Origin of the sequence: Escherichia sp. WS1265 (assembly GCF_046487585.1) — a bacterium.
GTDB classification, from domain to species: Bacteria; Pseudomonadota; Gammaproteobacteria; order Enterobacterales; family Enterobacteriaceae; genus Escherichia; species Escherichia coli.
On sequence record NZ_JBJQJE010000003.1, the window covers coordinates 168266 to 194482 of the forward strand.

General features: G+C 50.8%; 29 protein-coding genes and 3 pseudogenes. 20 read left to right on the top strand and 12 right to left on the bottom strand.

Features of this window, described 5'->3' with window-relative positions; translation table 11 throughout:
- The first annotated feature begins 51 nt into the window (after positions 1-51).
- Positions 52-1677 (top strand): isovaleryl-CoA dehydrogenase, encoded by a 1626-nt coding sequence (locus ACJHX3_RS04705; RefSeq protein WP_094308589.1) that lies wholly within the window; start codon positions 52-54, stop codon positions 1675-1677.
- A gap of 116 nt (positions 1678-1793) precedes the next feature.
- Here ACJHX3_RS04705 and yjfN read toward each other — a convergent pair whose 3' ends face one another.
- Both yjfN and bsmA read right to left on the bottom strand, forming a co-directional pair.
- Positions 1794-2069 (bottom strand): DUF1471 family protease activator YjfN, encoded by a 276-nt coding sequence (gene yjfN / locus ACJHX3_RS04710; RefSeq protein ID WP_000811566.1) that lies wholly within the window; start codon positions 2067-2069, stop codon positions 1794-1796.
- A 148-nt stretch (positions 2070-2217) separates the two neighbouring features.
- Complete coding sequence (gene bsmA / locus ACJHX3_RS04715; RefSeq protein WP_000254636.1) at positions 2218-2547, bottom strand: biofilm peroxide resistance protein BsmA; 330 nt, start codon at positions 2545-2547, stop codon at positions 2218-2220.
- Between the two features lie 181 nt (positions 2548-2728).
- Between bsmA and yjfP the strand changes: the two genes are divergently transcribed.
- Positions 2729-3478, top strand: a complete 750-nt coding sequence (gene yjfP, locus ACJHX3_RS04720; RefSeq protein ID WP_000569673.1) for an esterase — start codon at positions 2729-2731, stop codon at positions 3476-3478.
- Here the strand turns inward: yjfP and ulaR are convergent.
- Both ulaR and ulaG read right to left on the bottom strand, forming a co-directional pair.
- The gene (gene ulaR / locus ACJHX3_RS04725; protein WP_000133631.1) at positions 3475-4230 is read right to left on the bottom strand and encodes an HTH-type transcriptional regulator UlaR; all 756 of its coding nucleotides are present in this window, start codon (positions 4228-4230) and stop codon (positions 3475-3477) included. The two genes, yjfP and ulaR, sit on opposite strands and share 4 nt — an antisense overlap.
- A gap of 107 nt (positions 4231-4337) precedes the next feature.
- Complete coding sequence (gene ulaG, locus ACJHX3_RS04730; RefSeq protein WP_001295191.1) at positions 4338-5402, bottom strand: L-ascorbate 6-phosphate lactonase; 1065 nt, start codon at positions 5400-5402, stop codon at positions 4338-4340.
- Positions 5403-5756: 354 nt separating this feature from the next.
- Here ulaG and ulaA point away from each other — a divergent pair, with 354 nt between their 5' ends.
- Genes ulaA through ulaF form a run of 6 tightly spaced genes read left to right on the top strand, consistent with a single transcriptional unit; the run spans position 5757 to position 10163 of the window.
- On the top strand, positions 5757-7154 hold the full coding sequence (gene ulaA, locus ACJHX3_RS04735) for a PTS ascorbate transporter subunit IIC (protein WP_001366527.1): 1398 nt from the start codon (positions 5757-5759) through the stop codon (positions 7152-7154).
- Positions 7155-7169: 15 nt separating this feature from the next.
- The gene (gene ulaB, locus ACJHX3_RS04740; RefSeq protein ID WP_000218362.1) at positions 7170-7475 is read left to right on the top strand and encodes a PTS ascorbate transporter subunit IIB; all 306 of its coding nucleotides are present in this window, start codon (positions 7170-7172) and stop codon (positions 7473-7475) included.
- 9 nt (positions 7476-7484) lie between these two features.
- Positions 7485-7949 (top strand): PTS ascorbate transporter subunit IIA, encoded by a 465-nt coding sequence (ulaC, locus tag ACJHX3_RS04745; RefSeq protein WP_000776505.1) that lies wholly within the window; start codon positions 7485-7487, stop codon positions 7947-7949.
- 13 nt (positions 7950-7962) lie between these two features.
- The gene (gene ulaD / locus ACJHX3_RS04750; RefSeq protein WP_000056760.1) at positions 7963-8613 is read left to right on the top strand and encodes a 3-keto-L-gulonate-6-phosphate decarboxylase UlaD; all 651 of its coding nucleotides are present in this window, start codon (positions 7963-7965) and stop codon (positions 8611-8613) included.
- 9 nt (positions 8614-8622) lie between these two features.
- Positions 8623-9477: an L-ribulose-5-phosphate 3-epimerase UlaE gene (gene ulaE, locus ACJHX3_RS04755; RefSeq protein ID WP_000949555.1), complete on the top strand. Its 855-nt coding sequence runs from the start codon at positions 8623-8625 to the stop codon at positions 9475-9477.
- The gene (gene ulaF / locus ACJHX3_RS04760) at positions 9477-10163 is read left to right on the top strand and encodes an L-ribulose-5-phosphate 4-epimerase UlaF (protein ID WP_094308587.1); all 687 of its coding nucleotides are present in this window, start codon (positions 9477-9479) and stop codon (positions 10161-10163) included. Before ulaE ends, ulaF begins: the two co-directional genes overlap by 1 nt.
- A 128-nt stretch (positions 10164-10291) precedes the next feature.
- Here ulaF and yjfY read toward each other — a convergent pair whose 3' ends face one another.
- Positions 10292-10567 carry a DUF1471 family protein YjfY gene (yjfY, locus tag ACJHX3_RS04765; protein WP_000492914.1) on the bottom strand — a complete coding sequence of 92 codons (276 nt, stop codon included), beginning with the start codon at positions 10565-10567 and terminating at the stop codon, positions 10292-10294.
- Between the two features lie 326 nt (positions 10568-10893).
- Between yjfY and rpsF the strand changes: the two genes are divergently transcribed.
- From rpsF to rplI, 4 genes are read left to right on the top strand one after another with little or no spacing between them, the layout of a single operon-like run.
- On the top strand, positions 10894-11289 hold the full coding sequence (gene rpsF / locus ACJHX3_RS04770) for a 30S ribosomal protein S6 (protein ID WP_001216676.1): 396 nt from the start codon (positions 10894-10896) through the stop codon (positions 11287-11289).
- 6 nt (positions 11290-11295) lie between these two features.
- A complete protein-coding gene (gene priB, locus ACJHX3_RS04775) occupies positions 11296-11610 on the top strand; it encodes a primosomal replication protein N (protein ID WP_001296681.1) in 315 nt (104 codons plus the stop codon).
- Positions 11611-11614: 4 nt separating this feature from the next.
- Positions 11615-11842, top strand: coding sequence for a 30S ribosomal protein S18 (gene rpsR, locus ACJHX3_RS04780; protein WP_000135199.1), 228 nt, complete (start codon positions 11615-11617; stop codon positions 11840-11842).
- Positions 11843-11883: 41 nt separating this feature from the next.
- Positions 11884-12333, top strand: a complete 450-nt coding sequence (gene rplI / locus ACJHX3_RS04785; RefSeq protein WP_001196062.1) for a 50S ribosomal protein L9 — start codon at positions 11884-11886, stop codon at positions 12331-12333.
- A 70-nt stretch (positions 12334-12403) separates the two neighbouring features.
- Here the strand turns inward: rplI and ACJHX3_RS04790 are convergent, their stop codons facing one another.
- Positions 12404-13198 carry a DUF2686 family protein gene (locus ACJHX3_RS04790; protein ID WP_001468891.1) on the bottom strand — a complete coding sequence of 265 codons (795 nt, stop codon included), beginning with the start codon at positions 13196-13198 and terminating at the stop codon, positions 12404-12406.
- Positions 13199-13473: 275 nt separating this feature from the next.
- Here ACJHX3_RS04790 and ACJHX3_RS04795 point away from each other — a divergent pair.
- Positions 13474-13785: pseudogene (locus tag ACJHX3_RS04795) on the top strand (TetR/AcrR family transcriptional regulator); the annotation flags it as partial.
- A 36-nt stretch (positions 13786-13821) separates the two neighbouring features.
- Here the strand turns inward: ACJHX3_RS04795 and tnpA are convergent.
- Positions 13822-14253 carry an IS200/IS605 family transposase gene (tnpA, locus tag ACJHX3_RS04800; RefSeq protein ID WP_000604902.1) on the bottom strand — a complete coding sequence of 144 codons (432 nt, stop codon included), beginning with the start codon at positions 14251-14253 and terminating at the stop codon, positions 13822-13824.
- 7 nt (positions 14254-14260) lie between these two features.
- On the opposite strand from tnpA, the gene ACJHX3_RS04805 reads away from it, so the two are divergent.
- Positions 14261-15469, top strand: coding sequence for an RNA-guided endonuclease InsQ/TnpB family protein (locus tag ACJHX3_RS04805; RefSeq protein WP_001468889.1), 1209 nt, complete (start codon positions 14261-14263; stop codon positions 15467-15469).
- Positions 15470-15512: 43 nt separating this feature from the next.
- A pseudogene (locus tag ACJHX3_RS04810) lies at positions 15513-15620 on the top strand (TetR/AcrR family transcriptional regulator); the annotation flags it as partial.
- On the opposite strand, the gene ytfB reads toward ACJHX3_RS04810, so the two are convergent.
- Complete coding sequence (ytfB, locus tag ACJHX3_RS04815) at positions 15604-16242, bottom strand: cell division protein YtfB (protein WP_001119478.1); 639 nt, start codon at positions 16240-16242, stop codon at positions 15604-15606. The pseudogene ACJHX3_RS04810 and the gene ytfB sit on opposite strands and share 17 nt — an antisense overlap.
- A 218-nt stretch (positions 16243-16460) precedes the next feature.
- On the opposite strand from ytfB, the gene fklB reads away from it, so the two are divergent.
- The 4 genes and pseudogenes from fklB to ACJHX3_RS04835 all read left to right on the top strand — a co-directional run bounded on the left by fklB (position 16461) and on the right by ACJHX3_RS04835 (position 20660).
- Entirely contained in the window at positions 16461-17081 is a 621-nt protein-coding gene (gene fklB, locus ACJHX3_RS04820; protein WP_000211225.1) for an FKBP-type peptidyl-prolyl cis-trans isomerase, read from the top strand.
- Positions 17082-17389: 308 nt separating this feature from the next.
- Entirely contained in the window at positions 17390-18793 is a 1404-nt protein-coding gene (gene cycA, locus ACJHX3_RS04825; protein ID WP_000228344.1) for a D-serine/D-alanine/glycine transporter, read from the top strand.
- A gap of 266 nt (positions 18794-19059) precedes the next feature.
- Positions 19060-19488, top strand: a pseudogene (locus ACJHX3_RS04830) (hypothetical protein); the annotation flags it as partial.
- 104 nt (positions 19489-19592) lie between these two features.
- On the top strand, positions 19593-20660 hold the full coding sequence (locus ACJHX3_RS04835) for a hypothetical protein (RefSeq protein ID WP_001345317.1): 1068 nt from the start codon (positions 19593-19595) through the stop codon (positions 20658-20660).
- Between the two features lie 246 nt (positions 20661-20906).
- On the opposite strand, the gene ytfE is transcribed toward ACJHX3_RS04835, so the two are convergent.
- The 3 genes from ytfE to qorB form a co-directional block, all read right to left on the bottom strand.
- Positions 20907-21569, bottom strand: a complete 663-nt coding sequence (gene ytfE / locus ACJHX3_RS04840) for an iron-sulfur cluster repair protein YtfE (RefSeq protein ID WP_000331465.1) — start codon at positions 21567-21569, stop codon at positions 20907-20909.
- A gap of 107 nt (positions 21570-21676) precedes the next feature.
- The gene (locus tag ACJHX3_RS04845) at positions 21677-22642 is read right to left on the bottom strand and encodes a DMT family transporter (protein ID WP_001324314.1); all 966 of its coding nucleotides are present in this window, start codon (positions 22640-22642) and stop codon (positions 21677-21679) included.
- Positions 22643-22749: 107 nt separating this feature from the next.
- Positions 22750-23610 (bottom strand): NAD(P)H:quinone oxidoreductase, encoded by an 861-nt coding sequence (gene qorB, locus ACJHX3_RS04850; protein ID WP_094321804.1) that lies wholly within the window; start codon positions 23608-23610, stop codon positions 22750-22752.
- A gap of 88 nt (positions 23611-23698) precedes the next feature.
- Between qorB and ACJHX3_RS04855 the strand changes: the two genes are divergently transcribed.
- On the top strand, positions 23699-24079 hold the full coding sequence (locus tag ACJHX3_RS04855; RefSeq protein WP_000084622.1) for a winged helix-turn-helix transcriptional regulator: 381 nt from the start codon (positions 23699-23701) through the stop codon (positions 24077-24079).
- A 117-nt stretch (positions 24080-24196) separates the two neighbouring features.
- Here ACJHX3_RS04855 and cpdB read toward each other — a convergent pair whose 3' ends face one another.
- Positions 24197-26140, bottom strand: a complete 1944-nt coding sequence (gene cpdB / locus ACJHX3_RS04860; protein WP_000589477.1) for a 2',3'-cyclic-nucleotide 2'-phosphodiesterase — start codon at positions 26138-26140, stop codon at positions 24197-24199.
- Between the last annotated feature and the right edge of the window lie 77 nt (positions 26141-26217).

Here is a 26217-nt window from a genome sequence, read left to right on the forward strand (position 1 = left end):
CCATGGCAGTGACCATACTAAGGGTGACTGCCATTGATGGAGGGAGACACAGTGCACTGGCAAACTCACACCGTTTTTAATCAACCTATACCATTAAATAACAGCAACTTATATCTGTCTGATGGCGCGCTCTGCGAAGCGGTAACGCGTGAAGGTGCTGGCTGGGATAGCGATTTTCTAGCCAGTATTGGTCAGCAGTTAGGAACGGCTGAATCTCTTGAACTGGGACGGCTGGCGAATGTGAATCCGCCTGAATTATTGCGCTACGATGCGCAAGGACGCCATCTGGACGATGTGCGTTTTCACCCCGCCTGGCACTTGCTGATGCAGGCGCTATGTACCAACCGGGTGCACAATCTTGCCTGGGAAGAAGACGCTCGCTCCGGCGCATTTGTGGCGCGCGCGGCGCGTTTTATGTTGCACGCACAGGTTGAGGCAGGGTCGTTATGTCCGATAACCATGACCTTTGCCGCCACGCCATTGCTGTTACAGATGTTACCCGCGCCGTTTCAGGACTGGACCACGCCGCTGTTGAGCGATCGCTACGATTCTCACTTATTGCCAGGTGGGCAAAAACGCGGTTTGTTGATTGGCATGGGAATGACGGAAAAGCAGGGCGGTTCCGATGTCATGAGCAACACCACCCGCGCAGAGCGTCTGGACGATGGTTCTTATCGGCTGGTGGGGCATAAATGGTTTTTCTCGGTGCCGCAAAGCGATGCGCATCTGGTGCTGGCGCAGACTACGGGCGGGTTGTCCTGCTTTTTTGTGCCGCGCTTTTTGCCTGACGGGCAACGCAACGCGATTCGCCTCGAGCGGCTGAAAGATAAGCTGGGTAATCGCTCTAACGCCAGCTGCGAAGTGGAGTTTCAGGATGCCATTGGCTGGTTGTTGGGGCAGGAAGGGGAAGGAATTCGTCTGATCCTGAAAATGGGTGGGATGACGCGTTTTGATTGCGCCCTGGGTAGCCATGCCATGATGCGCCGTGCATTTTCGCTGGCGATTTATCATGCACATCAACGCCATGTTTTTGGTAATCCATTGATCCAACAGCCCCTTATGCGTCATGTCTTAAGTCGCATGGCACTTCAGCTTGAAGGGCAAACGGCGTTGCTGTTTCGTCTTGCGCGAGCGTGGGACCGGCGTACCGATGCCAAAGAAGCCCTGTGGGCGCGTTTATTTACGCCTGCGGCGAAATTTGTGATCTGCAAACGAGGTATGCCGTTTGTGGCCGAAGCGATGGAGGTGCTGGGCGGCATTGGTTATTGCGAGGAGAGCGAGCTGCCGCGGCTTTACCGGGAGATGCCGGTAAACAGTATTTGGGAAGGTTCCGGCAATATTATGTGCCTGGATGTGCTGCGCGTTCTCAATAAGCAGGCGGGCGTATACGACTTATTGTCGGAAGCATTTGTGGAAGTGAAAGGGCAGGATCGCTATTTTGATCGCGCAGTTCGTCGTTTACAGCAGCAGCTGCGTAAGCCTGCTGAAGAACTGGGGCGAGAGATTACTCATCAGCTATTCCTGCTGGGCTGCGGTGCGCAAATGTTGAAATATGCCTCTCCGCCAATGGCGCAGGCATGGTGTCAGGTGATGTTAGATACGCGCGGCGGCGTACGGTTGTCAGAGCAGATCCAGAATGATTTATTGCTGCGGGCGACGGGGGGAGTGTTTGTGTAAGCGTATACGACTGATGCAACGCTGGTTTCAATTAACTCAATGAAATATGTGAAAATTGTAGGCCGGACAAGGCGCTCGCGCCGCATCCGGCATTGTTCATTTGCTGTAGATGATACTCATGCATACAGTATCGCCTGTACGCGCCAGTTATCAGGCTGCTGGTCTTCGTACATGGTAATAATGCGGTACCATGACGCACCTTGTTCATCAGCCTTTAACGCCACGATACGTTCCACGTCCTGCGGATCCCCTGAAATATTGCTAACTGAGATCTGACCTATTTCATTCAGGCCCGTCACGCAGTCAGCACTGGCGAATTCTGCAGACTGTGCCGTGGCGCTCGCAGGATAAGTCACTAATTGCAGCGAGGGTGAGGCAAGTAATTGTTTCATCGTCAGCTCCATTTTTCGTTTCCCCACATGTTGCAGGGCATTCCATCGCGGTAATAAACGCCCGAGCTTCCAGCCGGTAATTTATTGTGCACAGGTAAACGCATAGGGACGCAAAGCAATGTAAAGCTGACTATGTAAGTTGTCTGATTTATTTACGGTACAAAATGGCTTGTGAATACCACTGTCCTGTCACGATGGTTTCGTCCACCATGACGACAACGTAATAATCAGCTTTTGCAGCGACAGCTTTCGCTCTGATTTCTGCTAATGCGTCATCCGGAGAACCCCGAACCATCGTGCTTACGCTACCTATTCGCTGTAACCCTTGCGTCTGGTCGCGGCGAATCTCTTGCGGATGGTCGGTTACTGGCGGTGCTGGCTGTGGCGTACCTTGCAGTGCGCTACAGGCACTTAACATCAACACCAATAATAAACTGGCAAACCGGTAAATAACGCTATTACGTTTCCTGCTAACCATAGTGTAGTGCCTTATTAATTTAACTTTGGGGGAATGTTCCCGAATTGTTACCTGGTACGCGATTTTCGAATGAAAACGTGACGAAAGCGTAACCCACATCTCAACATTATGAACTAATACCGCCAGCAGAAACTTGTGCTAAGGATTTCTTCATGTCATACCAGACAAAAAGGAGAGACAGATGATTGAAATAGAATCACGCGAGCTGGCAGATATTCCCATTCTTCATGCTTATCCTGTCGGGCAAAAAGATACCCCGTTACCGTGCGTGATTTTTTATCACGGCTTTACTTCGTCCAGTCTGGTGTATAGCTATTTTGCCGTTGCGCTGGCGCAGGCTGGTTTGCGAGTGATCATGCCGGATGCGCCCGATCACGGTAGCCGTTTTAGGGGCGACGCAGCGCGGCGGTTAAATCAATTTTGGCAAATTTTGCTACAAAGTATGCAGGAATTCACTACGTTACGTGCGGCAATAGCCGAAGAAAACTGGCTGCTTGCTGACCGTCTGGCAGTCGGTGGCGCGTCGATGGGCGCGATGACGGCACTGGGAATTACTGCTCGCCACCCCACGGTGAAATGTACCGCCAGCATGATGGGATCGGGCTATTTTACATCGCTCGCCCGTTCACTGTTTCCACCGCTGATACCTGAAACGGCAGCACAGCAGAATGAATCCAATAACATTGTCGCGCAGCTGGCAGAGTGGGAAGCGACAAACCACCTGGAACAACTTGCTGACAGACCTCTACTGCTGTGGCATGGCCTTGACGATGACGTCGTGCCTGCCGACGAATCACTACGTTTGCAGCAGGCCTTAAGCGAGACGGGACGGGATAAACTGCTAACCTGTTCATGGCAGCCAGGCGTGCGTCACCGCATTACGCCTGAGGCGTTAGATGCTGCCGTGACATTTTTCCGCCAGCATCTTTAAACACGCAGAATGCTGACCCCTTGCGCTTCCAGTTGTTGCAGGATTTCCGGGTTAGCATTTTTGCCGGTGATCAGCATATCGATTTGATCGGCACGGCTAAAAAGCATTCCCGCGCGTTCGCCGATCTTACTGCTATCAACCAGTACCACCAGTTTCCCTACCACGCTTAGCATCTTCTGCTCTGCCATTGCCGTCAGCATATCGGTTTTATACAACCCTTCTGCTGTCAGCCCTTTGCCGCTGGTAAACATCCAGTGCCCGGCATAGAGACTGTTTTCGCTGCCTTGCGGGCTTAAAGTGATGGACTGACTTTTGTTGTACTGTCCGCCCATAATGATCACGCTGTCATGCTCCTGATCGATCAGGTAATTTGCCAGCGGTAGATAATTAGTGATGATTTGCACTGGCTTGCCACACATTTCCCGCCCAAGCAGAAACGCGGTGGAGCCGCAGTTGATGACTACGCTTTCGCCCGGATTAACCAGCTGCGAGGCCGCTTTAGCAATACGTACTTTTTCATCGTGATTCTGCGCCTGATGCAGATTCATCGGCGTCCAGCGTGGGCGCTGCTGGGTAATAGCTTCTGCGCCATTGCGCACTTTTTTCAGTTTGCCGCTTTCGTCAAGTTTATTGATATCGCGTCGCGCAGTGGCAGGCGAAATTCCCAGACGCTCAACGACTTTCTCAACGGTCACAAAGCCCAATTGTGCGAGCATTTCCAGGAGGATTTGATGTCTTTGTGCTTCAGTCATGAGCTATTCCGATAAAATTTGATTTTTTTAGATGATATTTGAAATAGCCAGGAAATACTACGCCGGATAGCGCGAACTACTCCACGCTATCCGGTATAAACGACAGATTACAGGAATGACTTGAACGGCAGATCCGGTTCAATAGTGAAGCAATCATCGAAACCACGCGGATAGTGGTACTCGAAGTTGTCTTTATCCAACGGCCAGGTAAATTTGCCGCCCACCTGCCAGATAAACGGCTTGAAGCCATACTTCAGACGATCTTTTTTCATCTCCCACAGCACGCGGATTTCTTGCGGATCGGCCTGGAAGTTTGACCAGATGTCGTGGTGGAACGGGATAACCACTTTCGCATTCAGGGCTTCACCCATACGCAGCATATCGGCGCTGGTCATTTTGTCGGTAATACCGCGCGGGTTCTCACCATACGATCCTAACGCCACATCGATCTGATGTTCGTTACCGTGCTTCGCATAATAGTTAGAGTAGTGGGAATCGCCACTGTGATACAGGGAACCGCCAGGGGTTTTGAACAGGTAGTTTACTGCGCGATCGTCCATGCCATCTGGCAGTACGCCAGCCGCTTTTTGATCGGCAGGCAGGGTGATCAGTGCAGTACGGTCGAAAGCGTCAAGCGCATGAATTTCAATGTCTTTCACTTTTACAACATCGCCAGGTTTGACCACGATGCAACGCTCTTTCGGTACGCCCCAGCCAATCCACAAATCAACGCAGGTTTTCGGTCCAATGAACGGTACGTCATCAGCACAGTTCTGCATTACGGCAGCAGCGACGTTAACGTCGATATGATCGTTGTGATCGTGAGTCGCCAGTACCGCGTCGATCTGGCGAATCGCAAACGGATCAAGAACAAACGGGGTGGTGCGCAGGTTTGGCTGCAGTTTTTTCACGCCAGCCATGCGCTGCATCTGGTGACCCTGTTTCATTAACGGGTTACCGTGACTTTGTTTGCCAGTGCCGCACCAGAAATCAACGCAAACGTTGGTGCCACCTTCTGATTTCAGCCAGATCCCAGTGCAGCCTAGCCACCACATCGCAAATGTGCCAGGGGCGACCTGCTCTTGTTCAATTTCTTCATTCAGCCAGCTACCCCACTCCGGGAAAGTGCTCAGGATCCAGGATTCTCGGGTGATACTTTTCACTTTACTCATCGCCATTTACCTTCATGATAGTTCAATTCGAATCAACATATGATTGGTTTTGATTAATCCTGACACTATTTTTTCAGGAAGGCAATGACCATTTTTTGACTTTTTGCCAGGGAAGTTGTTATTGATTTTGAGTGTGGAAAGATTTAATGGAATGTGTAATTCAATTAACTAAATGAATTTAAATGAATAATTATTTCGTTGTGTGAATCCTACTCTATCCATGTGGAATTATTTGCGGGTCGCGTCACATTTAATCATAATTAATCTTGTTGTGATTACTTTTGAAAATTAGAGTGAGTGCACAACATTCCGGGTGTGTGGAATACCTGGTTACCTCTTCTTCAGGAGATCGTTATGGAGATCCTCTACAACATCTTTACCGTGTTTTTTAACCAGGTCATGACCAATGCCCCGTTGTTGCTGGGTATTGTGACCTGTCTGGGCTACATCCTACTGCGCAAAAGTGTCAGCGTTATTATTAAAGGCACGATTAAAACCATAATTGGTTTCATGTTGTTGCAGGCAGGGTCCGGCATCCTCACCAGCACCTTCAAACCGGTGGTGGCGAAAATGTCCGAAGTCTACGGCATTAACGGCGCAATTTCCGATACTTACGCGTCGATGATGGCAACCATCGACCGCATGGGCGATGCCTATAGCTGGGTAGGTTACGCGGTGTTGTTAGCGCTGGCGCTGAACATCTGTTACGTGCTGCTGCGTCGCATTACCGGTATTCGTACCATCATGCTGACTGGTCATATCATGTTCCAGCAGGCGGGGCTGATTGCCGTTACGTTGTTTATTTTCGGCTACTCCATGTGGACGACCATTATCTGCACGGCGATTCTGGTTTCGCTCTACTGGGGCATTACCTCCAACATGATGTACAAGCCGACTCAGGAAGTGACGGACGGCTGCGGTTTCTCCATCGGTCACCAGCAACAGTTTGCATCATGGATTGCCTATAAGGTTGCGCCGTTCCTCGGCAAAAAAGAGGAAAGCGTTGAAGACCTCAAACTGCCAGGCTGGCTGAATATTTTCCACGACAACATCGTCTCCACGGCGATTGTCATGACCATCTTCTTTGGTGCCATTCTGCTCTCCTTCGGTATCGACACCGTGCAGGCGATGGCAGGCAAAGTGCACTGGACGGTCTATATCCTGCAAACCGGTTTCTCCTTCGCGGTGGCGATCTTCATCATCACTCAGGGTGTGCGCATGTTTGTGGCGGAACTCTCTGAAGCGTTTAACGGTATCTCCCAGCGCCTGATCCCTGGTGCGGTTCTGGCGATTGACTGTGCGGCTATCTATAGCTTCGCGCCGAACGCCGTTGTCTGGGGCTTTATGTGGGGCACCATCGGTCAGCTGATTGCGGTTGGCATCCTGGTCGCCTGCGGTTCCTCGATCCTGATTATTCCCGGCTTTATCCCGATGTTCTTCTCCAACGCCACCATCGGCGTGTTCGCTAACCACTTCGGCGGCTGGCGTGCGGCACTGAAGATTTGTCTGGTGATGGGGATGATCGAAATCTTTGGTTGCGTCTGGGCGGTGAAACTCACTGGTATGAGTGCCTGGATGGGCATGGCGGACTGGTCGATTCTGGCACCGCCGATGATGCAGGGCTTCTTCTCCGTCGGTATCGCCTTTATGGCCGTCATCATTGTAATTGCACTGGCTTATATGTTCTTCGCTGGCCGCGCACTGCGCGCAGAAGAAGATGCAGAAAAACAACTGGCAGAACAGTCTGCTTAATAAGGAGTTTTGATTATGACCGTACGTATTCTGGCTGTGTGTGGCAACGGACAAGGCAGTTCCATGATCATGAAGATGAAAGTGGACCAGTTTTTAACCCAATCAAACATTGACCACACGGTAAACAGCTGCGCGGTTGGCGAATACAAAAGCGAGTTGAGCGGCGCGGATATCATCATCGCTTCTACGCACATTGCGGGCGAAATCACCGTGACCGGCAACAAATACGTGGTTGGTGTGCGCAACATGCTCTCTCCTGCCGACTTTGGCCCGAAACTGCTGGAAGTGATCAAAGAGCATTTCCCGCAGGATGTGAAGTAAGGACGCGCCATGAAATTACGTGATTCGCTGGCGGAGAATAAATCCATCCGCCTGCAGGCTGAAGCTGAGACATGGCAGGACGCAGTAAAAATCGGCGTTGACCTGCTGGTGGCGGCGGATGTTGTCGAGCCGCGTTACTACCAGGCGATTCTGGATGCGGTTGAACAGCACGGTCCGTACTTTGTGCTCGCACCAGGCCTGGCAATGCCGCACGGTCGCCCGGAAGAGGGCGTTAAGAAAACCGGTTTTGCGCTAGTGACGCTGAAAAAGCCGCTGGAGTTCAACCACGAAGATAACGATCCGGTGGATATCCTCATCACCATGGCGGCGGTCGATGCCAACACTCATCAGGAAGTGGGCATCATGCAGATCGTTAACCTGTTTGAAGATGAAGAGAATTTCGACCGTTTACGCGCCTGCCGTACCGAGCAGGAAGTACTGGATCTCATTGACCGCACCAACGCGGCAGCTTAAGAAGGAATTGAAAATGTCATTACCGATGTTGCAAGTCGCGCTGGACAACCAGACTATGGATAGCGCCTACGAAACCACTCGCCTGATTGCCGAAGAAGTCGACATTATCGAAGTGGGCACCATTCTGTGCGTGGGCGAAGGCGTGCGTGCGGTTCGCGATCTGAAAGCGCTTTACCCGCACAAAATCGTACTGGCAGACGCCAAAATTGCCGATGCGGGCAAAATCCTTTCTCGTATGTGCTTTGAAGCCAACGCTGACTGGGTGACCGTGATTTGCTGTGCAGATATCAACACCGCCAAGGGCGCGCTGGACGTGGCAAAAGAGTTTAACGGCGACGTGCAGATCGAACTGACCGGCTACTGGACCTGGGAACAGGCGCAACAGTGGCGCGACGCAGGCATTCAACAGGTGGTTTATCACCGCAGCCGTGACGCACAGGCCGCAGGCGTGGCGTGGGGCGAAGCAGATATCACCGCGATCAAACGTCTTTCCGATATGGGCTTCAAAGTGACCGTCACCGGTGGCCTGGCGCTGGAAGATCTGCCGCTGTTCAAAGGCATTCCGATTCACGTGTTTATCGCTGGCCGCAGCATCCGTGATGCCGCTTCTCCGGTGGAAGCCGCACGTCAGTTCAAACGTTCCATTGCCGAACTGTGGGGCTAAGGAGCGGATATGTTGTCCAAACAAATCCCGCTTGGCATCTATGAAAAAGCGCTCCCGGGCGGGGAGTGCTGGCTGGAACGCCTGCAACTGGCAAAAACGTTAGGCTTCGATTTTGTCGAGATGTCGGTAGATGAAACGGACGATCGCCTTTCGCGCCTCGACTGGAGCCGCGAGCAGCGTCTGGCGCTGGTGAATGCGATTGTTGAAACCGGCGTGCGTGTACCGTCTATGTGCCTTTCTGCTCATCGTCGTTTCCCGCTGGGCAGCGAAGATGACGCGGTACGGGCGCAGGGGCTGGAGATTATGCGTAAAGCTATCCAGTTCGCCCAGGACGTTGGCATTCGCGTAATCCAACTGGCGGGCTATGACGTTTACTATCAGGAAGCCAATAACGAAACGCGTCGTCGTTTCCGTGACGGCCTGAAAGAGAGCGTTGAGATGGCAAGCCGCGCGCAGGTGACGCTGGCAATGGAGATCATGGATTATCCATTGATGAACTCCATCAGCAAGGCGCTGGGCTATGCGCACTATCTCAACAACCCGTGGTTCCAGCTCTATCCGGATATCGGCAACCTGTCGGCGTGGGACAACGACGTGCAGATGGAATTGCAGGCCGGAATTGGGCATATCGTCGCGGTGCATGTGAAAGACACCAAACCAGGCGTCTTCAAAAACGTGCCGTTTGGCGAAGGTGTAGTGGATTTTGAACGTTGCTTCGAAACGCTCAAACAGAGTGGCTATTGCGGGCCGTACCTGATTGAGATGTGGAGCGAAACGGCGGAAGACCCGGCGGCAGAAGTGGCGAAAGCGCGTGATTGGGTGAAAGCGCGCATGGCCAAAGCTGGCATGGTGGAGGCGGCATAATGCAAAAGCTAAAACAGCAGGTGTTTGAAGCCAACATGGATCTGCCGCGCTACGGGCTGGTGACCTTTACCTGGGGCAACGTCAGCGCTATCGACCGCGAACGCGGGCTGGTGGTGATCAAGCCCAGCGGCGTTGCCTACGAAACCATGAAAGCGGCCGATATGGTGGTGGTTGATATGAGCGGCAAGGTGGTGGAAGGGGAGTATCGCCCATCTTCCGACACTGCGACGCATCTCGAACTCTACCGTCGTCACCCGTCGCTTGGCGGCATTGTCCATACCCACTCCACTCATGCCACCGCATGGGCGCAGGCGGGGCTGGCGATCCCGGCGTTAGGCACCACGCACGCTGACTACTTCTTTGGTGATATCCCGTGTACGCGTGGATTAAGCGAAGAAGAGGTGCAGGGTGAGTATGAACTGAACACTGGCAAAGTGATTATCGAAACGCTGGGCAACGCCGAGCCGCTGCATACGCCGGGAATTGTGGTGTATCAGCACGGACCGTTCGCCTGGGGGAAAGATGCCCACGATGCGGTGCATAACGCGGTGGTGATGGAAGAAGTGGCGAAAATGGCGTGGATTGCCCGCGGCATTAACCCACAACTGAATCACATCGACAGCTATCTTATGAATAAACACTTCATGCGTAAGCATGGTCCCAACGCTTATTACGGGCAGAAGTAAAACACGCGCTGCGGAAATTTCCTTCTTCGGGAGATAACTGGTCTAATTCCGCAGCCGTTTTTCAAAAAAAGCCCCCTGCGAAGGGGGCAAAGCAAACTATGGCAATGTTTCGTTGGTTATACCTGGTGCTAGCGATAAATATCCGCGCTGGCGTGCATATTGCCGTTACTTCCCGGTTCCCGCATCAGAATCACGTGGTAGTACGTTGCGCCCTGCGCATCGGTCTCTTCATTTAATGCCTGACGTGCTTCACTTTCAGTGGCGAAGTTATGGTTGATATAAATCACGCCTAAGCTTTGCACATCATCCATATTTCTGGCCTGGTGGTTATTAATTTCAATGGCTGCCCATGTATTTGCACTTAGCAAAAGCACAGCCAGAAGGGCTAAAACACGACTGAACATAGATACCTCCTCAACGGCTGACTTTGTGTGCTCTCCTCTGTGATGATCTTCTGATTTAATTTTAATCAATGATAAAGAAGTTGATGGTGACCATTTCTGATGCAGTTGTTCAAAAAAACACCATGATGAAGTGTGATGAACTTCAAATCAGCGTGTTAGTACGATTTGGTGAAGGATGAGATTTATTTGTCGGCTGGCCTTGAGTTTAGCGGGGCATACAAGTACTATAACGCGTCATTTTTCAGCCGACCTTTAACACGTTCCTTGCCTCCCCGGGATTCGGCTGACCCAGACAGGAGGCTGAATAATCCGTAAGGAGCAATTCGATGCGTCATTACGAAATCGTTTTTATGGTCCATCCTGACCAGAGCGAACAGGTTCCGGGCATGATCGAGCGCTACACTGCTGCCATCACTGGTGCAGAAGGCAAGATCCACCGTCTGGAAGACTGGGGCCGCCGTCAGCTGGCTTACCCGATCAACAAACTGCACAAAGCACACTACGTTCTGATGAACGTTGAAGCTCCGCAGGAAGTGATCGATGAGCTGGAAACTACCTTCCGCTTCAACGATGCCGTTATCCGCAGCATGGTTATGCGTACCAAGCACGCTGTTACCGAAGCATCTCCGATGGTTAAAGCGAAAGACGAGCGCCGTGAGCGTCGCGATGATTTCGCAAACGAAACCGCTGATGATGCTGAAGCTGGGGATTCTGAAGAGTAATTTCTGATGACCAACCGTCTGGTGTTGTCCGGCACCGTGTGCAGGACTCCCCTTCGAAAGGTCAGTCCATCAGGAATTCCTCACTGCCAGTTCGTGCTTGAGCATCGTTCTGTGCAGGAGGAAGCCGGCTTTCACCGGCAGGCATGGTGTCAAATGCCCGTTATTGTTAGCGGACACGAAAACCAGGCCATTACTCACAGTATAACGGTCGGCAGTCGCATAACCGTTCAGGGGTTCATTTCATGCCACAAGGCAAAGAACGGACTGAGCAAAATGGTTTTGCATGCCGAGCAGATTGAATTGATAGATTCTGGAGACTAGCCATATGGCACGTTATTTCCGTCGTCGCAAGTTCTGCCGTTTCACCGCGGAAGGCGTTCAAGAGATCGACTATAAAGATATCGCTACGCTGAAAAACTACATCACCGAAAGCGGTAAGATTGTCCCAAGCCGTATCACCGGTACCCGTGCAAAATACCAGCGTCAGCTGGCTCGCGCTATCAAACGCGCTCGCTACCTGTCCCTGCTGCCGTACACTGATCGCCATCAGTAATCGGTCACGGTCCATTAATACGACTTTGAGAGGATAAGGTAATGCAAGTTATTCTGCTTGATAAAGTAGCAAACCTGGGTAGCCTGGGTGATCAGGTAAATGTTAAAGCGGGCTATGCTCGTAACTTCCTGGTACCGCAGGGTAAAGCTGTTCCAGCTACCAAGAAAAACATTGAATTTTTCGAAGCACGTCGCGCTGAACTGGAAGCTAAACTGGCTGAAGTTCTGGCAGCTGCTAATGCTCGCGCTGAGAAAATCAATGCACTGGAAACTGTTACCATCGCGTCTAAAGCTGGCGACGAAGGTAAACTGTTCGGTTCCATCGGTACTCGCGACATCGCTGACGCTGTAACTGCAGCTGGCGTTGAAGTGGCTAAGAGCGAAGTTCGTCTGCCGAACGGCGTTCTGCGTACCACTGGCGAACACGAAGTGAGCTTCCAGGTTCACAGCGAAGTATTCGCGAAAGTGATCGTAAACGTAGTAGCTGAATAATTCGTTATTCAACGAGACGTAAAAACGCCGACCACTGGTCGGCGTTTTGCTTTCTATTTTTCGTTAGGTATTAGTTTCGCAAGTAGATCCATTCACCATTCTCTTGTGTCCATAATTCAGGATGGTTTGCTGGCGTTAGATGCATACGATCGCACCTTATGTCTCGGTCCTGCGGCACTCGCTCGAAACCCAAACCCGAGTAGATTGCTGCTGAACTTGATAAGGAACGCAGACCAATTTTCAAATCATGGGGTAAATCAGAATACGCGTTTAGCAATGCAGCAATGATGAATCCGAGGGCATTAGAAACGCCTGTAACAGTGCGAAGTTGGTCGATATAAAGATCGATTGTTGGTAGTTCAGATGACCAGCAATTAGGCATTTGGGCAGGAAGGGTTACAACGTATCCTATCGATTGGCCGGTATAGTCTGGAGTACCATAACCTGGACCCAAAACAACCTCGTGTATTGTGTATTTACTGTTGGGTTCGAAGGATTCGACATCTTGCAATAAATATTTCAGTTCTGCGGTTAACCTCGCACCCGCGTAAGCTTTATTGTATTTCTGGGCGTGAATATTATCTAATGTAGCTTCATGGTTCCATCCAAAAGAATTATCACCATTCATTGTTATTCCATCGTAAGCATTACACGCCATCGCTAGTTTATTGAATGCTTGCCAGTCTGAGAGATCTAGTTTGTGGATCTCAACAGTATGTCTGCCATCGCAATTATGATCTCTTCCACGATTTGAAAGTAATGTAGCGCGTGCGTATTGATGAAATTTTAATTTTACTGGTTTGTCGGTGGACGAAAAACGGGGTGAATATGCAGGAAATGAATAAATAGTCGTTGGTAATGTCATTGTATTTTTGCCTGTTTAATTTTTTTATAAATATCGCAGCTGAATGTGCACAGAATAAATAATCGATATTAATAAAAATAAGTTTGTTTTCTGAAGTAGTGAAGATAGCGGATGGTGAAAGATATTAATATCAAAAATCGCTCATCACGGATATAACGATGCATCCAGGGAGGGAGATGACTGACAACGCCTTACACCATACATTCTTGTTGTGCGGTATGTAATTATTCTACGCTGTCGGTATCGGTGCGTTCGTTAATCAGCAGGTTAACCAGCCACAAAAATCCATTGAAAAAATCATCGATTTTACCTGGGGTTATTATATTGCTAATCCCAGGTTTTTAAAAATTGTGCATAGTGAAAACCAAAGTAAAGGTGTGCATTATGCAAAATCACAGCGTCTCTTAGAAATTAATCATGCGCACTTGCATTTAATGGAATTATTGGATGAAGGGAAGAAACACAATATTTTTAAGGCAGATAGCGACCCATTGCAGGTGAATATTAATATTGCTGCGCTTGGGGGATATTATTTGATCAACCAGCATACGCTTGGCCTGGTTTATCCAGTGCGCCGTAAAACCCCGTCCTTCAGGGCGGGGATATAAGGCGCGGTTTTCCACCTAACCAGGTGTTTGCTGTTGTTCAATGTATTGACGGATGGCGGATATTGGCGCACCTCCGCAGCTACTGGCAAAATAGCCAGGACTCCACAAAACGCCTTTGTAGTAATACCTGACTGCAATATCTGGTCGATCTCGTCGCAGTAACCTACTCGATACGCCTTTGAGGCTGTTTACCAGACTGGATATCGCCAGTTTGGGAGGATAGTTAATTAACAAATGGACGTGATCTGGTTCGCCATCCATTTCAACCAGTTCAGCTTCAAAATCAGCACATACCTTTGAAAAGTAAGTGCGTAGTTTTTCTTTCGCGTCATGGTCAAAAATCTGGCGTCGGTATTTGGTGACAAAGACCAGGTGAACATGCATCAGGAAAACACAATGCTTTCCACGCCGGATATCGGTTTCTTTTTTCACAGACCAAAGTATCATTTGACCTGTGAAACGATTACAGGCATTTAAATTCCAGTTAAGACCAGGTGGTCAACAGGAGTGTGAAATGAGGCGCTTCGCAGGCGCATGTCGTTTCGTTTTCAATCGTGCTCTGGCGCTTCAGAATGAGAATCATGAGGCCGGTAATAAATACATCCCTTACGGGAAAATGGCTTCCTGGTTGGTTGAGTGGAAAAATGCCACTGAAACGCAATGGCTTAAAGATTCTCCCTCACAGCCATTGCAACAGTCACTGAAAGACCTTGAGCGGGCTTACAAAAACTTCTTCCGGAAGCGGGCTGCTTTTCCCCGATTCAAAAAGCGGGGACAGAATGATGCATTCCGCTACCCGCAGGGCGTTAAGCTCGATCAGGAAAACAGCCGTATTTTTCTGCCGAAACTTGGCTGGATGCGCTACCGGAACAGCCGTCAGGTCACGGGTGTTGTAAAAAATGTCACTGTCAGCCAGTCCTGCGGTAAGTGGTACATCAGTATTCAGACAGAAAGTGAAGTATCAACTCCGGATCACCCTTCAGCATCAATGGTCGGGCTGGATGCTGGCGTGGCTAAACTCGCCACGCTGTCAGATGGCACAGTCTTTGAGCCTGTAAACAGTTTTCAGAAAAACCAGAAGACGCTGGCGAGACTTCAGCGACAGTTAAGCCGCAAGGTCAAATTCAGCAACAACTGGCAGAAGCAGAAACGCAAAATACAGCGACTGCATTCCTGTATCGCAAATATCCGCAGGGACTACCTTCACAAAGTCACAACGACCGTCAGCAAAAACCACGCAATGATAGTCATTGAGGATTTGAAGGTCAGCAACATGTCAAAGTCAGCAGCGGGTACGGTCAGCCAGCCGGGGCGCAATGTCCGGGCAAAATCAGGTTTAAACCGTTCGATACTGGATCAGGGCTGGTATGAAATGCGCCGCCAGCTTGAGTACAAGCAGCTCTGGCGTGGCGGTCAGGTGCTTGCTGTTCCGCCAGCGTACACAAGCCAGCGATGCGCGTGCTGTGGTCATACAGCGAAAGAAAATCGCCTGTCACAAAGTAAATTCAGATGCCAGGCATGTGGATATACAGCGAACGCCGATGTAAATGGCGCTCGTAACATTTTAGCGGCGGGGCACGCCGTTCTTGCCTGTGGAGAGATGGTGCAGTCAGGCCGCTCGTTGAAGCAGGAACCCACCGAAATGATTCAGGCGACAGCCTGAACGTAGCAGGGATCCACGTCCTTCAGGGCGTGGAGGATGTCAACATATCAGTATGGTTTCCCCCCAGGCACTGGAAGCCAGACGTAAGGTCATCAAAGAGACAATCCTTAGCTGGCTTTTGGTTGACCCTTCATCTACCGCGCACGAATAAAACTGCCATCCGGCTGGCGGGTGAACAGGACCTGTTGATTATTCCCCGTATCAATGGTTAAGCCCGTCACCACGCCGCTGGCGTTCTGGCGGATTTTCACCATTTGCCCGTTTTGCAAATTACTCAGCGGCTTACCCGCGCCTTCTACCTGCGCCATTGCATAGACATCGGTAGCGGGCAGTCCGTGGTCGCGGAACAGTTGCGCCATCGTTTTACCGGGTTCGACACGGTAAGAGCGCCATTGATTATCAATTCCGCTATCTGGCTGGAATGGTTGCGTTTGGGTAGTTTGCGGCTGCTCTTCTGGCTGGCCTTCCTGTATAGGTTCTGGAGCGACCGGAGCCACCTGATCAGGATCATTTTGTGGGGTGACTAATTGCGCCCGCAGCTGTTCTTCTGTCGGCGGTTGTGATTGCGACTGAATATCTAACTGCGCTTCACGCGTCACCACCGGCGCGTTGGGCGTATCATCAGATGGAAGCAGAAATCCGACCACCAATACAATGGCGGCAATAATGATCCCCCGACGATGCATCGGCGGCAGCGGGTCCATGAAGCGAAAATTGTCCGGCGCGTGCCAGACTTTCTCCAGGGTTGGTTTTAGTTCAAAGCGCCCGGGCATGGTTTCCTCCTGCTCCGCGTCTTGTTCCTCAATCATAGCCTATGAATAAGCTAACGCTATGATGTCCGTGGTAAACCCGCCTTTATTATATTCATACGGGATATTGCTATTGTTTCTTTTTCCCCGGGATTTGTCATCATTCCTGCGACAAAGTTTTACCCAAAGAAGTGTGGCTGATATGCTGCCCGCTACTTTTATACCCTAAGAAAGGAAATACGATGACCACCCCAACTTTTGACACCATCGAAGCGCAAGCAAGCTACGGCATTGGTTTGCAGGTAGGGCAACAACTGAGTGAATCTGGCCTGGAAGGGCTGCTGCCAGAAGCACTGGTTGCAGGTATTGCCGATGCGCTGGAAGGCAAACATCCGGCTGTTCCGGTTGATGTGGTGCATCGCGCGCTGCGTGAAATCCACGAGCGCGCCGATGCCGTTCGTCGTCAGCGTTTCCAGGCGATGGCTGCTGAAGGTGTGAAATACCTGGAAGAAAACGCCAAAAAAGAAGGTGTGAATAGCACCGAATCTGGCCTGCAATTCCGCGTGATCAACCAGGGTGAAGGCGCAATTCCGGCACGTACCGACCGCGTTCGTGTTCATTACACCGGTAAACTGATCGACGGCACCGTGTTTGACAGCTCCGTTGCTCGTGGTGAACCCGCTGAATTTCCGGTTAATGGCGTGATCCCTGGCTGGATTGAAGCACTGACTCTGATGCCGGTAGGTTCTAAATGGGAACTGACTATCCCGCAGGAACTGGCATATGGCGAGCGCGGCGCAGGCGCATCCATCCCTCCGTTCAGCACCCTGGTGTTTGAAGTCGAACTGCTGGAAATCCTCTAAGCAGCGCATTCTGTTCCCCTCGAACCAGAGGGGAGCAGGCATTCAGCAATAAACCCTTCAGTTTGCCAAACGGCGCTATTTTGTGTTGCAAAGACCCCGTAAGCGTGTATTTTTGTGAGCTGTTTCGCGTTATCACCGTGATATGACACTCACTTTAAACATAAAATTAACATTAGATCTAAATCTTAGTATTCATCCCGCGTATTGTTACCTAATATCGATGAGTCCCGATACAGATTCGTCGTATCATAGACTGACTAAAGGCCGTAGAGCCTGAACAACACAGACAGGTACAGGAAGAAAAAAACATGGTAGATCAGGTAAAAGTCGTTGCCGATGATCAGGCTCCGGCTGAACAGTCGCTACGGCGCAATCTCACAAACCGACATATTCAGCTTATTGCCATTGGCGGTGCCATTGGTACGGGGTTGTTTATGGGGTCTGGCAAAACGATTAGCCTTGCCGGGCCGTCGATCATTTTCGTTTATATGATCATCGGTTTTATGCTCTTTTTCGTGATGCGGGCAATGGGGGAATTGCTGCTTTCGAATCTGGAATACAAATCTTTTAGTGACTTCGCTTCCGATTTACTCGGGCCGTGGGCAGGATATTTCACCGGCTGGACTTACTGGTTCTGCTGGGTTGTAACCGGTATGGCAGACGTGGTGGCGATCACGGCTTATGCTCAGTTCTGGTTCCCCGATCTCTCCGACTGGGTCGCCTCGCTGGCGGTGATAGTGCTGCTGCTGACGCTCAATCTCGCCACCGTGAAAATGTTCGGTGAGATGGAGTTCTGGTTTGCGATGATCAAAATCGTCGCCATTGTGTCGCTGATTGTCGTCGGCCTGGTTATGGTGGCGATGCACTTTCAGTCACCGACTGGTGTGGAAGCGTCATTCGCGCATTTGTGGAATGATGGCGGCTGGTTCCCGAAAGGTTTAAGTGGCTTCTTTGCCGGATTCCAGATAGCGGTTTTCGCTTTCGTAGGGATTGAGCTGGTAGGTACAACCGCTGCGGAAACCAAAGATCCGGAGAAATCACTGCCGCGTGCAATTAACTCTATTCCGATCCGTATCATTATGTTCTACGTCTTCGCGCTGATTGTAATTATGTCCGTGACGCCGTGGAGTTCGGTAGTCCCGGAGAAAAGCCCGTTTGTTGAACTGTTCGTGTTGGTGGGTTTGCCTGCGGCTGCCAGCGTGATCAACTTTGTGGTGCTGACCTCTGCGGCGTCTTCCGCTAACAGCGGCGTCTTCTCTACCAGCCGTATGCTGTTTGGCCTGGCCCAGGAAGGTGTTGCACCGAAAGCGTTCGCTAAACTCTCTAAGCGCGCAGTACCCGCGAAAGGGCTGACCTTCTCCTGCATCTGTCTGCTCGGCGGCGTGGTGATGCTGTATGTGAATCCCAGCGTGATTGGCGCGTTCACGATGATCACGACGGTTTCCGCGATTCTGTTTATGTTCGTCTGGACGATTATCCTTTGCTCGTACCTGGTGTATCGCAAACAGCGTCCTCATCTGCATGAGAAGTCGATCTACAAGATGCCGCTCGGCAAGCTGATGTGCTGGGTATGTATGGCGTTCTTTGTGTTCGTGATCGTGCTGCTGACACTGGAAGATGACACTCGCCAGGCGCTGCTGGTTACCCCGCTGTGGTTTATCGCGCTGGGGTTGGGCTGGCTGTTTATTGGTAAAAAACGCATGGCGAAGTAATGCCGCTAAGGCACCTGCGGGTGTCTTTCAGGCTGCAAAATTGCCTGATGCGCTACGCTTATCAGGCCTACAGAACCTCTGCAATATATTGAGTTTGCGTGCTTTTGTAGGCCGGGTAAGGCGTTTACGCCGCATCCGGCATGAACAAAGCACACTTTGTCAGCAATCTCCTTTGTCTTTATACATTCCTAAAAATACTTCCCGTCATCGACAGCTCTCAGGCGCGGGCTTACCGTGGATCTTTGCCACTCATTGCAGAGTTCACTATGGCTAAGCACAGTTGGTTATTAATCGCCGCATTACCTCTCTCCATTTCACCTTCCTGGGGCGCAGATTTTTATTACCGCCAGCAGGAGAAAGGCACGGTTTATGTTGCCGAACAGAAGGGAGAAAAGGATGAGATCCTCTCCGAACTGCCGGGCGTTAATTTTTCCCGCCTCTGGCGTATTGCCAATTTAGCCAATAACCAAGAAACCCGCTTACTGTCCGATTTTAATCCCGATAAGTTCGATTGCGATGATCGGAATAATTGCCAGCATACCTGGCTCACCGATGGACGCTCTGTTCTTTGGTCTGGCAAAGTCCTGAAAAATCCGCCCGGTGAACCTAATGTCGATGCCGCCAGTTTTCAGGCATTCGGTGCTTTCGCTGCCGATAAACGCAGCGTCTATTTTGACGGTCAGCGTACCGATGATAGATGAAGTGGATATGTATATAGCTGTGTCTCAGTTGCAAACAAATATTTATGTACCGAAATAAAAGTATCAATAGACAATTAATTAATAAATCAGGAGATAAAGTGGCTATATTACATCCACAGGAGTGCTGGTTGCTGGAAAGAATAATGTCGCCGGAATATTATCGGCGTCGTTTTGAGGGCTGGCAGGAGTTTGTCGAGCTGTGCGAGCGACAGGTGGCAGAGTGGAGCAAGACCATGCCGCTGGATGTGCGCCGTCGTCCGCTGTGCGAGCAGATTGACGTCGTCTGGGGCGGGCGAGTGTTGCCCAATATCCGCAGTACTTTAAAGTCGGTACAGTATGACTTTATTCAGCTACAGCAGGGGGACCTGCGGGTACTGCAATCCGGGGGCAATATTAGCAGTGATATGAAAGGACTAATTGATTATCCGTCGGACTGGATGTCACTCGCCGCGCAAAAACAGTATGACAGACTGAAATGGCGAGGTGCACATTATAATAATTTAATCAGACGTACCTCGGGCGGATACTGGTATGACGGCGAACTGACTTATTATTATGAGGAAAGTCTGCACGGCCCGCTGGCCCTGCCGATGCAATTACCGTTGTATGAGCTGGATAGTAGCGTATACCTGCGTGAGGATGACTCGGTAACGGTGGCTGGCCTGTATCTGCCGGATATCCCAGATGCCAGCGCCCAACTGTTGTACCGGAGTGAACATATTCCCGAGGCTTGGCAGGGGCGGGTACGAACGAAGTATGTCAACGAGGCTGGGATACAAGAATATTACTGGGAAAGCGGGGCGTGGGCAAAATGCAATTGGAAACGTATACGGCGGGTGGCAAACCGATTTATCAATGTGCCGCCGGAGGGATTTTTCCCACAGGGCATGCCGGAGGAGTTGTACAACTGGCCACAGCGCGAAGCGCAGTATGTTACAGACCGGCAGCGGATAGCGGCCTTTAGCGGTGAAGCTTGTCCTCATAGCGGGGAGTGGTCGATTTTTGTAGAAGGTAGACAAGCGACGGTGACACTGGAGCAGGGAGAGCAGATGCCAGAATGGACGGACAGGAAAATGGAGGGGGAGTATAAAAGAGGCGAGAAATTCCATGTGCTGTGGTCGCTGATGAACCGCCATGATGGCGGGTCGGTGTGGGTGGAAGCGTAGCGGTAGCTGGATGTACACGTAAAAACCAGGGAATGGGTGATTTTATTCTGGCTTATACAGGAGCGATGAATAAGTAATTATATTAATGAAAAAAATAAGTTAGTAACCGTTGAAGGAACTTATTATTGGCTGAATAATGAATTTTCCCAGTTCAGTAGATACAAAAGATTGTCCCGGAGTGGTGAATAACTCAAAGCATTTGAAAACGCACCTGATTGTGTAAACCAGGTGCGTTGATCGAACAAATTACTCACCCGCCAGCGCGCGTGGGAACAGTACATTGTTTTCCAGGCTGATGTGATCCATCAGGTCATCAATCAGTTCATTAATACCGTTATACATCGCTTTCCAGGTGGTGCAGGCTTCCGGCGGCGGTGTGACGTTATTGGTGGTGTGTTTAATCACTTCCAGCAGTTCGCCCGCTTCATCGTGCTCGCTTTCCATTACGCTGATTGGCCCCATTGCCTGGCTGCCCATGCCTTGTTTGATCATCGGGAAGAGGATCTGCTCTTCTTTCATCATGTGGCTGGAAAGCTCTTCATGCAGCATAGTCAGGTATTTTGTCAGCCCTTTTGGCACGCTCGGTTTGTCGGCGTGAACGCGCTCGACTTTAGTCGCTTGCAGGATCAGCTCCGGCAGCTGCTCGCGGTGACGATCGTGGTAGCGCACGATGATATGGTCAATGATTTCTGCCAGCGGGGCGCTACGCCAGTCTTTCTCAATCGGTTGTTCAGCAAGCTTTGCCAGTTCAGCTTCAATGACCTCAACATCCAGTTCTTTACGTGCCGCCGCGCGCGACAGCGTCTGCTTACCGCCACAGCAGTAATCCATATCATATTTACGAAACAGAGCTGAAGCGCGAGGGATAGAGAGCGCCAGTTCACCTAAAGGTTGGTCGCGATAAGCCATAGCTGATACCTCATTCTTAATAAGATAAGATGTATTTTAAATGCATCTTTAAGGCAAAAGCTATAACCCTTACGTAGCAGAGGCTTATTTAACTCACAGCCAGTATGTCAACTTTCTGAGACAGATTCAGTTAAGGGTTTTTCTGGTTTTGCTCTGACTGCAATGACCACGCCAACCACTAACAGCGCGATACCGCTCAGCGTCATCAGCGGCGGCATTTGCTGGCGTATCAAAAAGGTGTACAGCAAACCTGCCAGTGTTTCGAAAACGATCAGCGGCCCGAGAATCACTGTCGGTAATCGCTGGCTGGCGACGTTCCAGCAGAGTGCGCCAACCCATGAGCAAAGCACGGCTATCGCAACCATCAGACTAATAAACACCAGCGGACGGGGGCCAAAAGGTAGGGAGAAGTCCGGCGTTTGCGTATTCAGCCAGTAACAGGCGACGAGATAGCCGATGAGAGAAACCGGCAGTGTGACCAGCGCCTGCGCCGTCGCCCACATCATCGGATGTTTGTCGGGATTCTCCCGCAGCCAGCGGGCGTTGCGCAGGGCATACCATGCCCAGCAGACCACGGAAACTAACGCTAGCACGATGCCAGAGGTATAACGTGCCCAGTCAAAATCGGGGAGTCCGTGGTTTAACTCAGCAATATTCACACTCGCCAGGCCGATGCCAATACAAATCAGTGCCGGGGCGAGTTTTCCCCACGCGAGTTTGCCGTCGCGCTGGCTATAAAGCAGATTGGCAAAGACAGGAATGACCACCGGCAGGGTGCCGATAATCATCGTGGAAACAGGCGCGCCAGTACGTTGAATGGCACTGGCAAGGCAGAAGTAATAAATGAGGTTGCCCATCATAGTGAGCATCAAGGCGGTAAGCCAGTCCCGACGCGCCAACTGACGCAGACGCACGCGTCCCAGCCAGGCAATGGGCAGCGCAATTAACCCTAACGCCAGATAACGCCCCATCGACTGCAACATCGCCGGGTATTCCGGTACGATCAACGGCCCGACAAAAATAAGCCCCCACATCAACCCTGCTAACAGGGCGTACAGCACGCCGCTAATCATTACTGGCATCCATTGGTCTGTCAGAAGAAAGTTCAGGAAGCAGACATGATTGCTCCCGGCATCCCGTCATTATCAGAGAGGATGCGGGAGGATGCCACTTTAATTAACTAGTTATTAACATTAAAAAGATGGCTTACGCTTTCGGCTAACGTTGTCGTTGGGCGGCCAATCAATTTGCTAAGCGTTTTGCTGTTATCAAACAGACCACCTTTCGATGCGCCAACGTCAGAATCCGCCAGCATATCCGCCAGTCCGTCGGGCAGTCCGACGCTTTTCAGTGCCGCGGCGAAATCGGCTTCGCTCAGATTTTGATAGGTAACGGATTTTCCGCTCTGTTTGGTCAGCTCTGCCGCTAACTGTGTCAACGTCCAGGCACTATCGCCCGCCAGTTCGTAAACCTTGCCTTCGTGACCGGCTTCGCTAATCACGCGTGCCGCAGCTGCCGCATAATCTGCCCGCGTTGCTGAGGCGATTTTGCCATCGCCCGCCGCACCGATAAATACGCCGTGTTCCAGTGCTGCCGGGGCGCTGGCGAGGTAGTTTTCGGTGTACCAGCCGTTGCGCAGCAGGGTGTAAACGATGCCAGAATCAGCCAGCATTTTCTCCGTCTCGATGTGCTCATCGGCGAGGCCGAGCGGGGAGGTATCTGCATGTAGCAGGCTGGTATAAGCGATAAATTTCACGCCAGCCGCCTTTGCGGCATTAATAACATTACGATGCTGCGGGGCACGTTGATCCACTTCGCTGGAAGAGATCAGCAGTAGTTTTTCCACTCCCTGAAGTGCAGATGTCAGTGCGGCTTCATCGCCGTAGTCAGCCTGACGCACGGTAATGCCTTGTGCTGCCAGAGCCTGGGCTTTTGCCGGATTACGAACGATAGCCACTATTTGGCTGGCAGGAACCGTTTTCATCAAGGATTCAATAATATAGTGACCAAGTTGGCCAGTGGCACCAGTAATAGCGATCATGGGAAGTCTCCATCGTTTTGTCTTGTGTTTAAATACGCTAACACCTAAACTTACTTTTAGTAAGTACGTACAAAAAGGTAAGTATGAAATGAGTCAGGTTAGCCTGTCGCAACAACTGAAAGAGGGTAATCTCTTTGCGGAACAGTGCCCGTCGCGCGAGGTGTTGAAACACGTCACCAGCCGTTGGGGGGTGTTGATTCTGGTGGCGCTACGCGAAGGTACTCATCGCTTTAGCGACCTGCGGCGCAAAATCGGCGGGGTGAGCGAAAAGATGCTTGCGCAGTCGTTACAGGCGTTAGAACAGGATGGTTTTCTTAACCGTATCGCGTATCCGGTGGTGCCGCCGCATGTGGAATACAGCCTCACGCCGCTGGGCGAGCAGGTGAGCGAAAAGGTTGCTGCACTGGCGGACTGGATTGAGTTGAATTTGCCCGAGGTGTTGGCGGTGCGGGATGAACGTGCGGCATAACTGCCGGATGCGCGGCCTACGGTGTATGACTTGTAGGGCGGATAAGATGCGCCAGCATCGCATCCGCCAATAAATGCCGGATGCGATTGATGATTTATAGGCCGAAAAAGAAGTGTTTTACTTACTCAAATCCACCTGATAAATCGCAAACCCGATATCATCGGTCGCGACTTTATTCATCGGATACTGCCCTTTCTCTTTAATAAACGCTGCGGCTTTATCTGACGGGGAAGTTTCGAAACGGATATCCAGTTTCTTATCGGCAGCTATCGGTGCTAAACGCCAGTTGTTATCTGCCGCCGGGTGAATTTCCCCCGCACGTTTCGACTCATCAGCAATCCACGCTGCCAGCACCGAGCGGTTCTCATCCGGTGAAGCAAAAGCGATATGGCTGTCGCCCGTACCGGCAAATTTGCCGCCGTAAGCGCGATAGTTATTGGTGGCAACGAGGAACATGGCGTTCGGATCAATCGGCTTGCCATTAAAGGTCAGGTTCTTAATCCTTTCCGCATTGGTATTAATCATCTGGCACTCGCCGTCATAACGGGCAGGCTGGGTAACATCAATCTGATAATTCACACCATCAATCACATCAAAGTTATAGGTGCGGAAACCATCCCAGTTGATGAGTGATTGCGGTTTCGTGCTGTTAGGATCAATCTGGTTAAACTGTCCGGCGGAGCACTCCAGCCACTCTTTCACCTCTTTACCGCTGGCTTTCACCACAATCAGCGTATTGGGGTAGAGATAAAGATCGGCGGCATTACGGAAGGTCAACTGGCCTTTTTCCACCTCCACATAGCTTGCCGGGTCATTTTTGCGACCACCAACTTTAAACGGTGCGGCAGCTGAAAGCACCGGCAGTTTTGCCAGATCCGGATCGCCCTGAATGTAATGTTCGACATACGCTTTTTGCGCGTTGTTCACTACTTGCACGGTCGGATCGTCCTGCACCAGCGCCAGATAGCTATACATATTGTCGGCAGATTTACCGATTGGCTTGCTGACGAACTGGCGTGTGGCATCGTGATCGGCTTTGAGTGTTTCTACCAGCTTGCTGTCTTCCGCCGCGAGGGATTTTTTATTGGCGATGTCGTAAATCGGCCGAGCTTCCGCTTTCGCCTGCGTCACCTGCCATTTACCGCTGTCATTACTGAGTTGTAAGTCGACCACCCCAAGATGATCGCCCCACATGCCCGGCATTACCGCCGGAACACCATTCAGCGTGCCTTTGGTGATATCAGCCCCTTCGATATCAGCAAAATCTTTACCCGGGAAAACGGCGTGAGCATGACCAAACATAATGGCGTTAACGCCCGGAATTTCACTGAGGTAATAAACTGAGTTTTCCGCCATCACTTTATACGGATCGGCAGACAGCCCGGAATGTGCCAGAACGACAACGACATCGGCACCTTTCTCGCGCATTTCAGGCACGTATTTGCGCACGGTTTCGGTAATATCATTCACCGTCACTTTCCCGGATAAATTAGCTTTATCCCAGCCCATGATTTGCGGCGGCACGACGCCAATATAGCCAATCTTCAGCGTCTGTTTTTTTCCGTCTTTATCGACCACTTCGGTATCTTTAATTAAATACGGTGTAAACATTGGCTGTTTGGTTCTGGCGTCAATGACGTTGGCATTTACATAAGGGAATTTCGCTCCCGCCAGCGCATTTTTCAGGTAATCCAGACCGTAGTTAAATTCATGATTGCCGAGTGTACCGACCGTATAATCCAGCGTATTCAGCGCCTTATAAACCGGATGAACATCACCTGTTTTTAATCCTTTCGCCGACATGTAATCTGCCAGCGGACTCCCCTGAATCAAATCGCCGTTATCGACCAGTACGCTGTTTTTCACTTCATTGCGGGCATCGTTAATCAGGCTTGCCGTACGTACCAGTCCGAATTTTTCCGTGGCGGTGTCTTTGTAATAATCGAAATCCATCATGTTGCTATGCAGATCAGTGGTTTCCATGATACGCAGATCGACCGTCGCTGCATTCACACTGGCGGCAATCAGCGTGGCCAGGAGCGTTGCGCTAAACTTAATCATCAGGGACATCCTTTTATCATCGGGAATACGAAAGAAAAGGGAGAATAAACGTCTTACTTATAGAACAGTGAAGAATG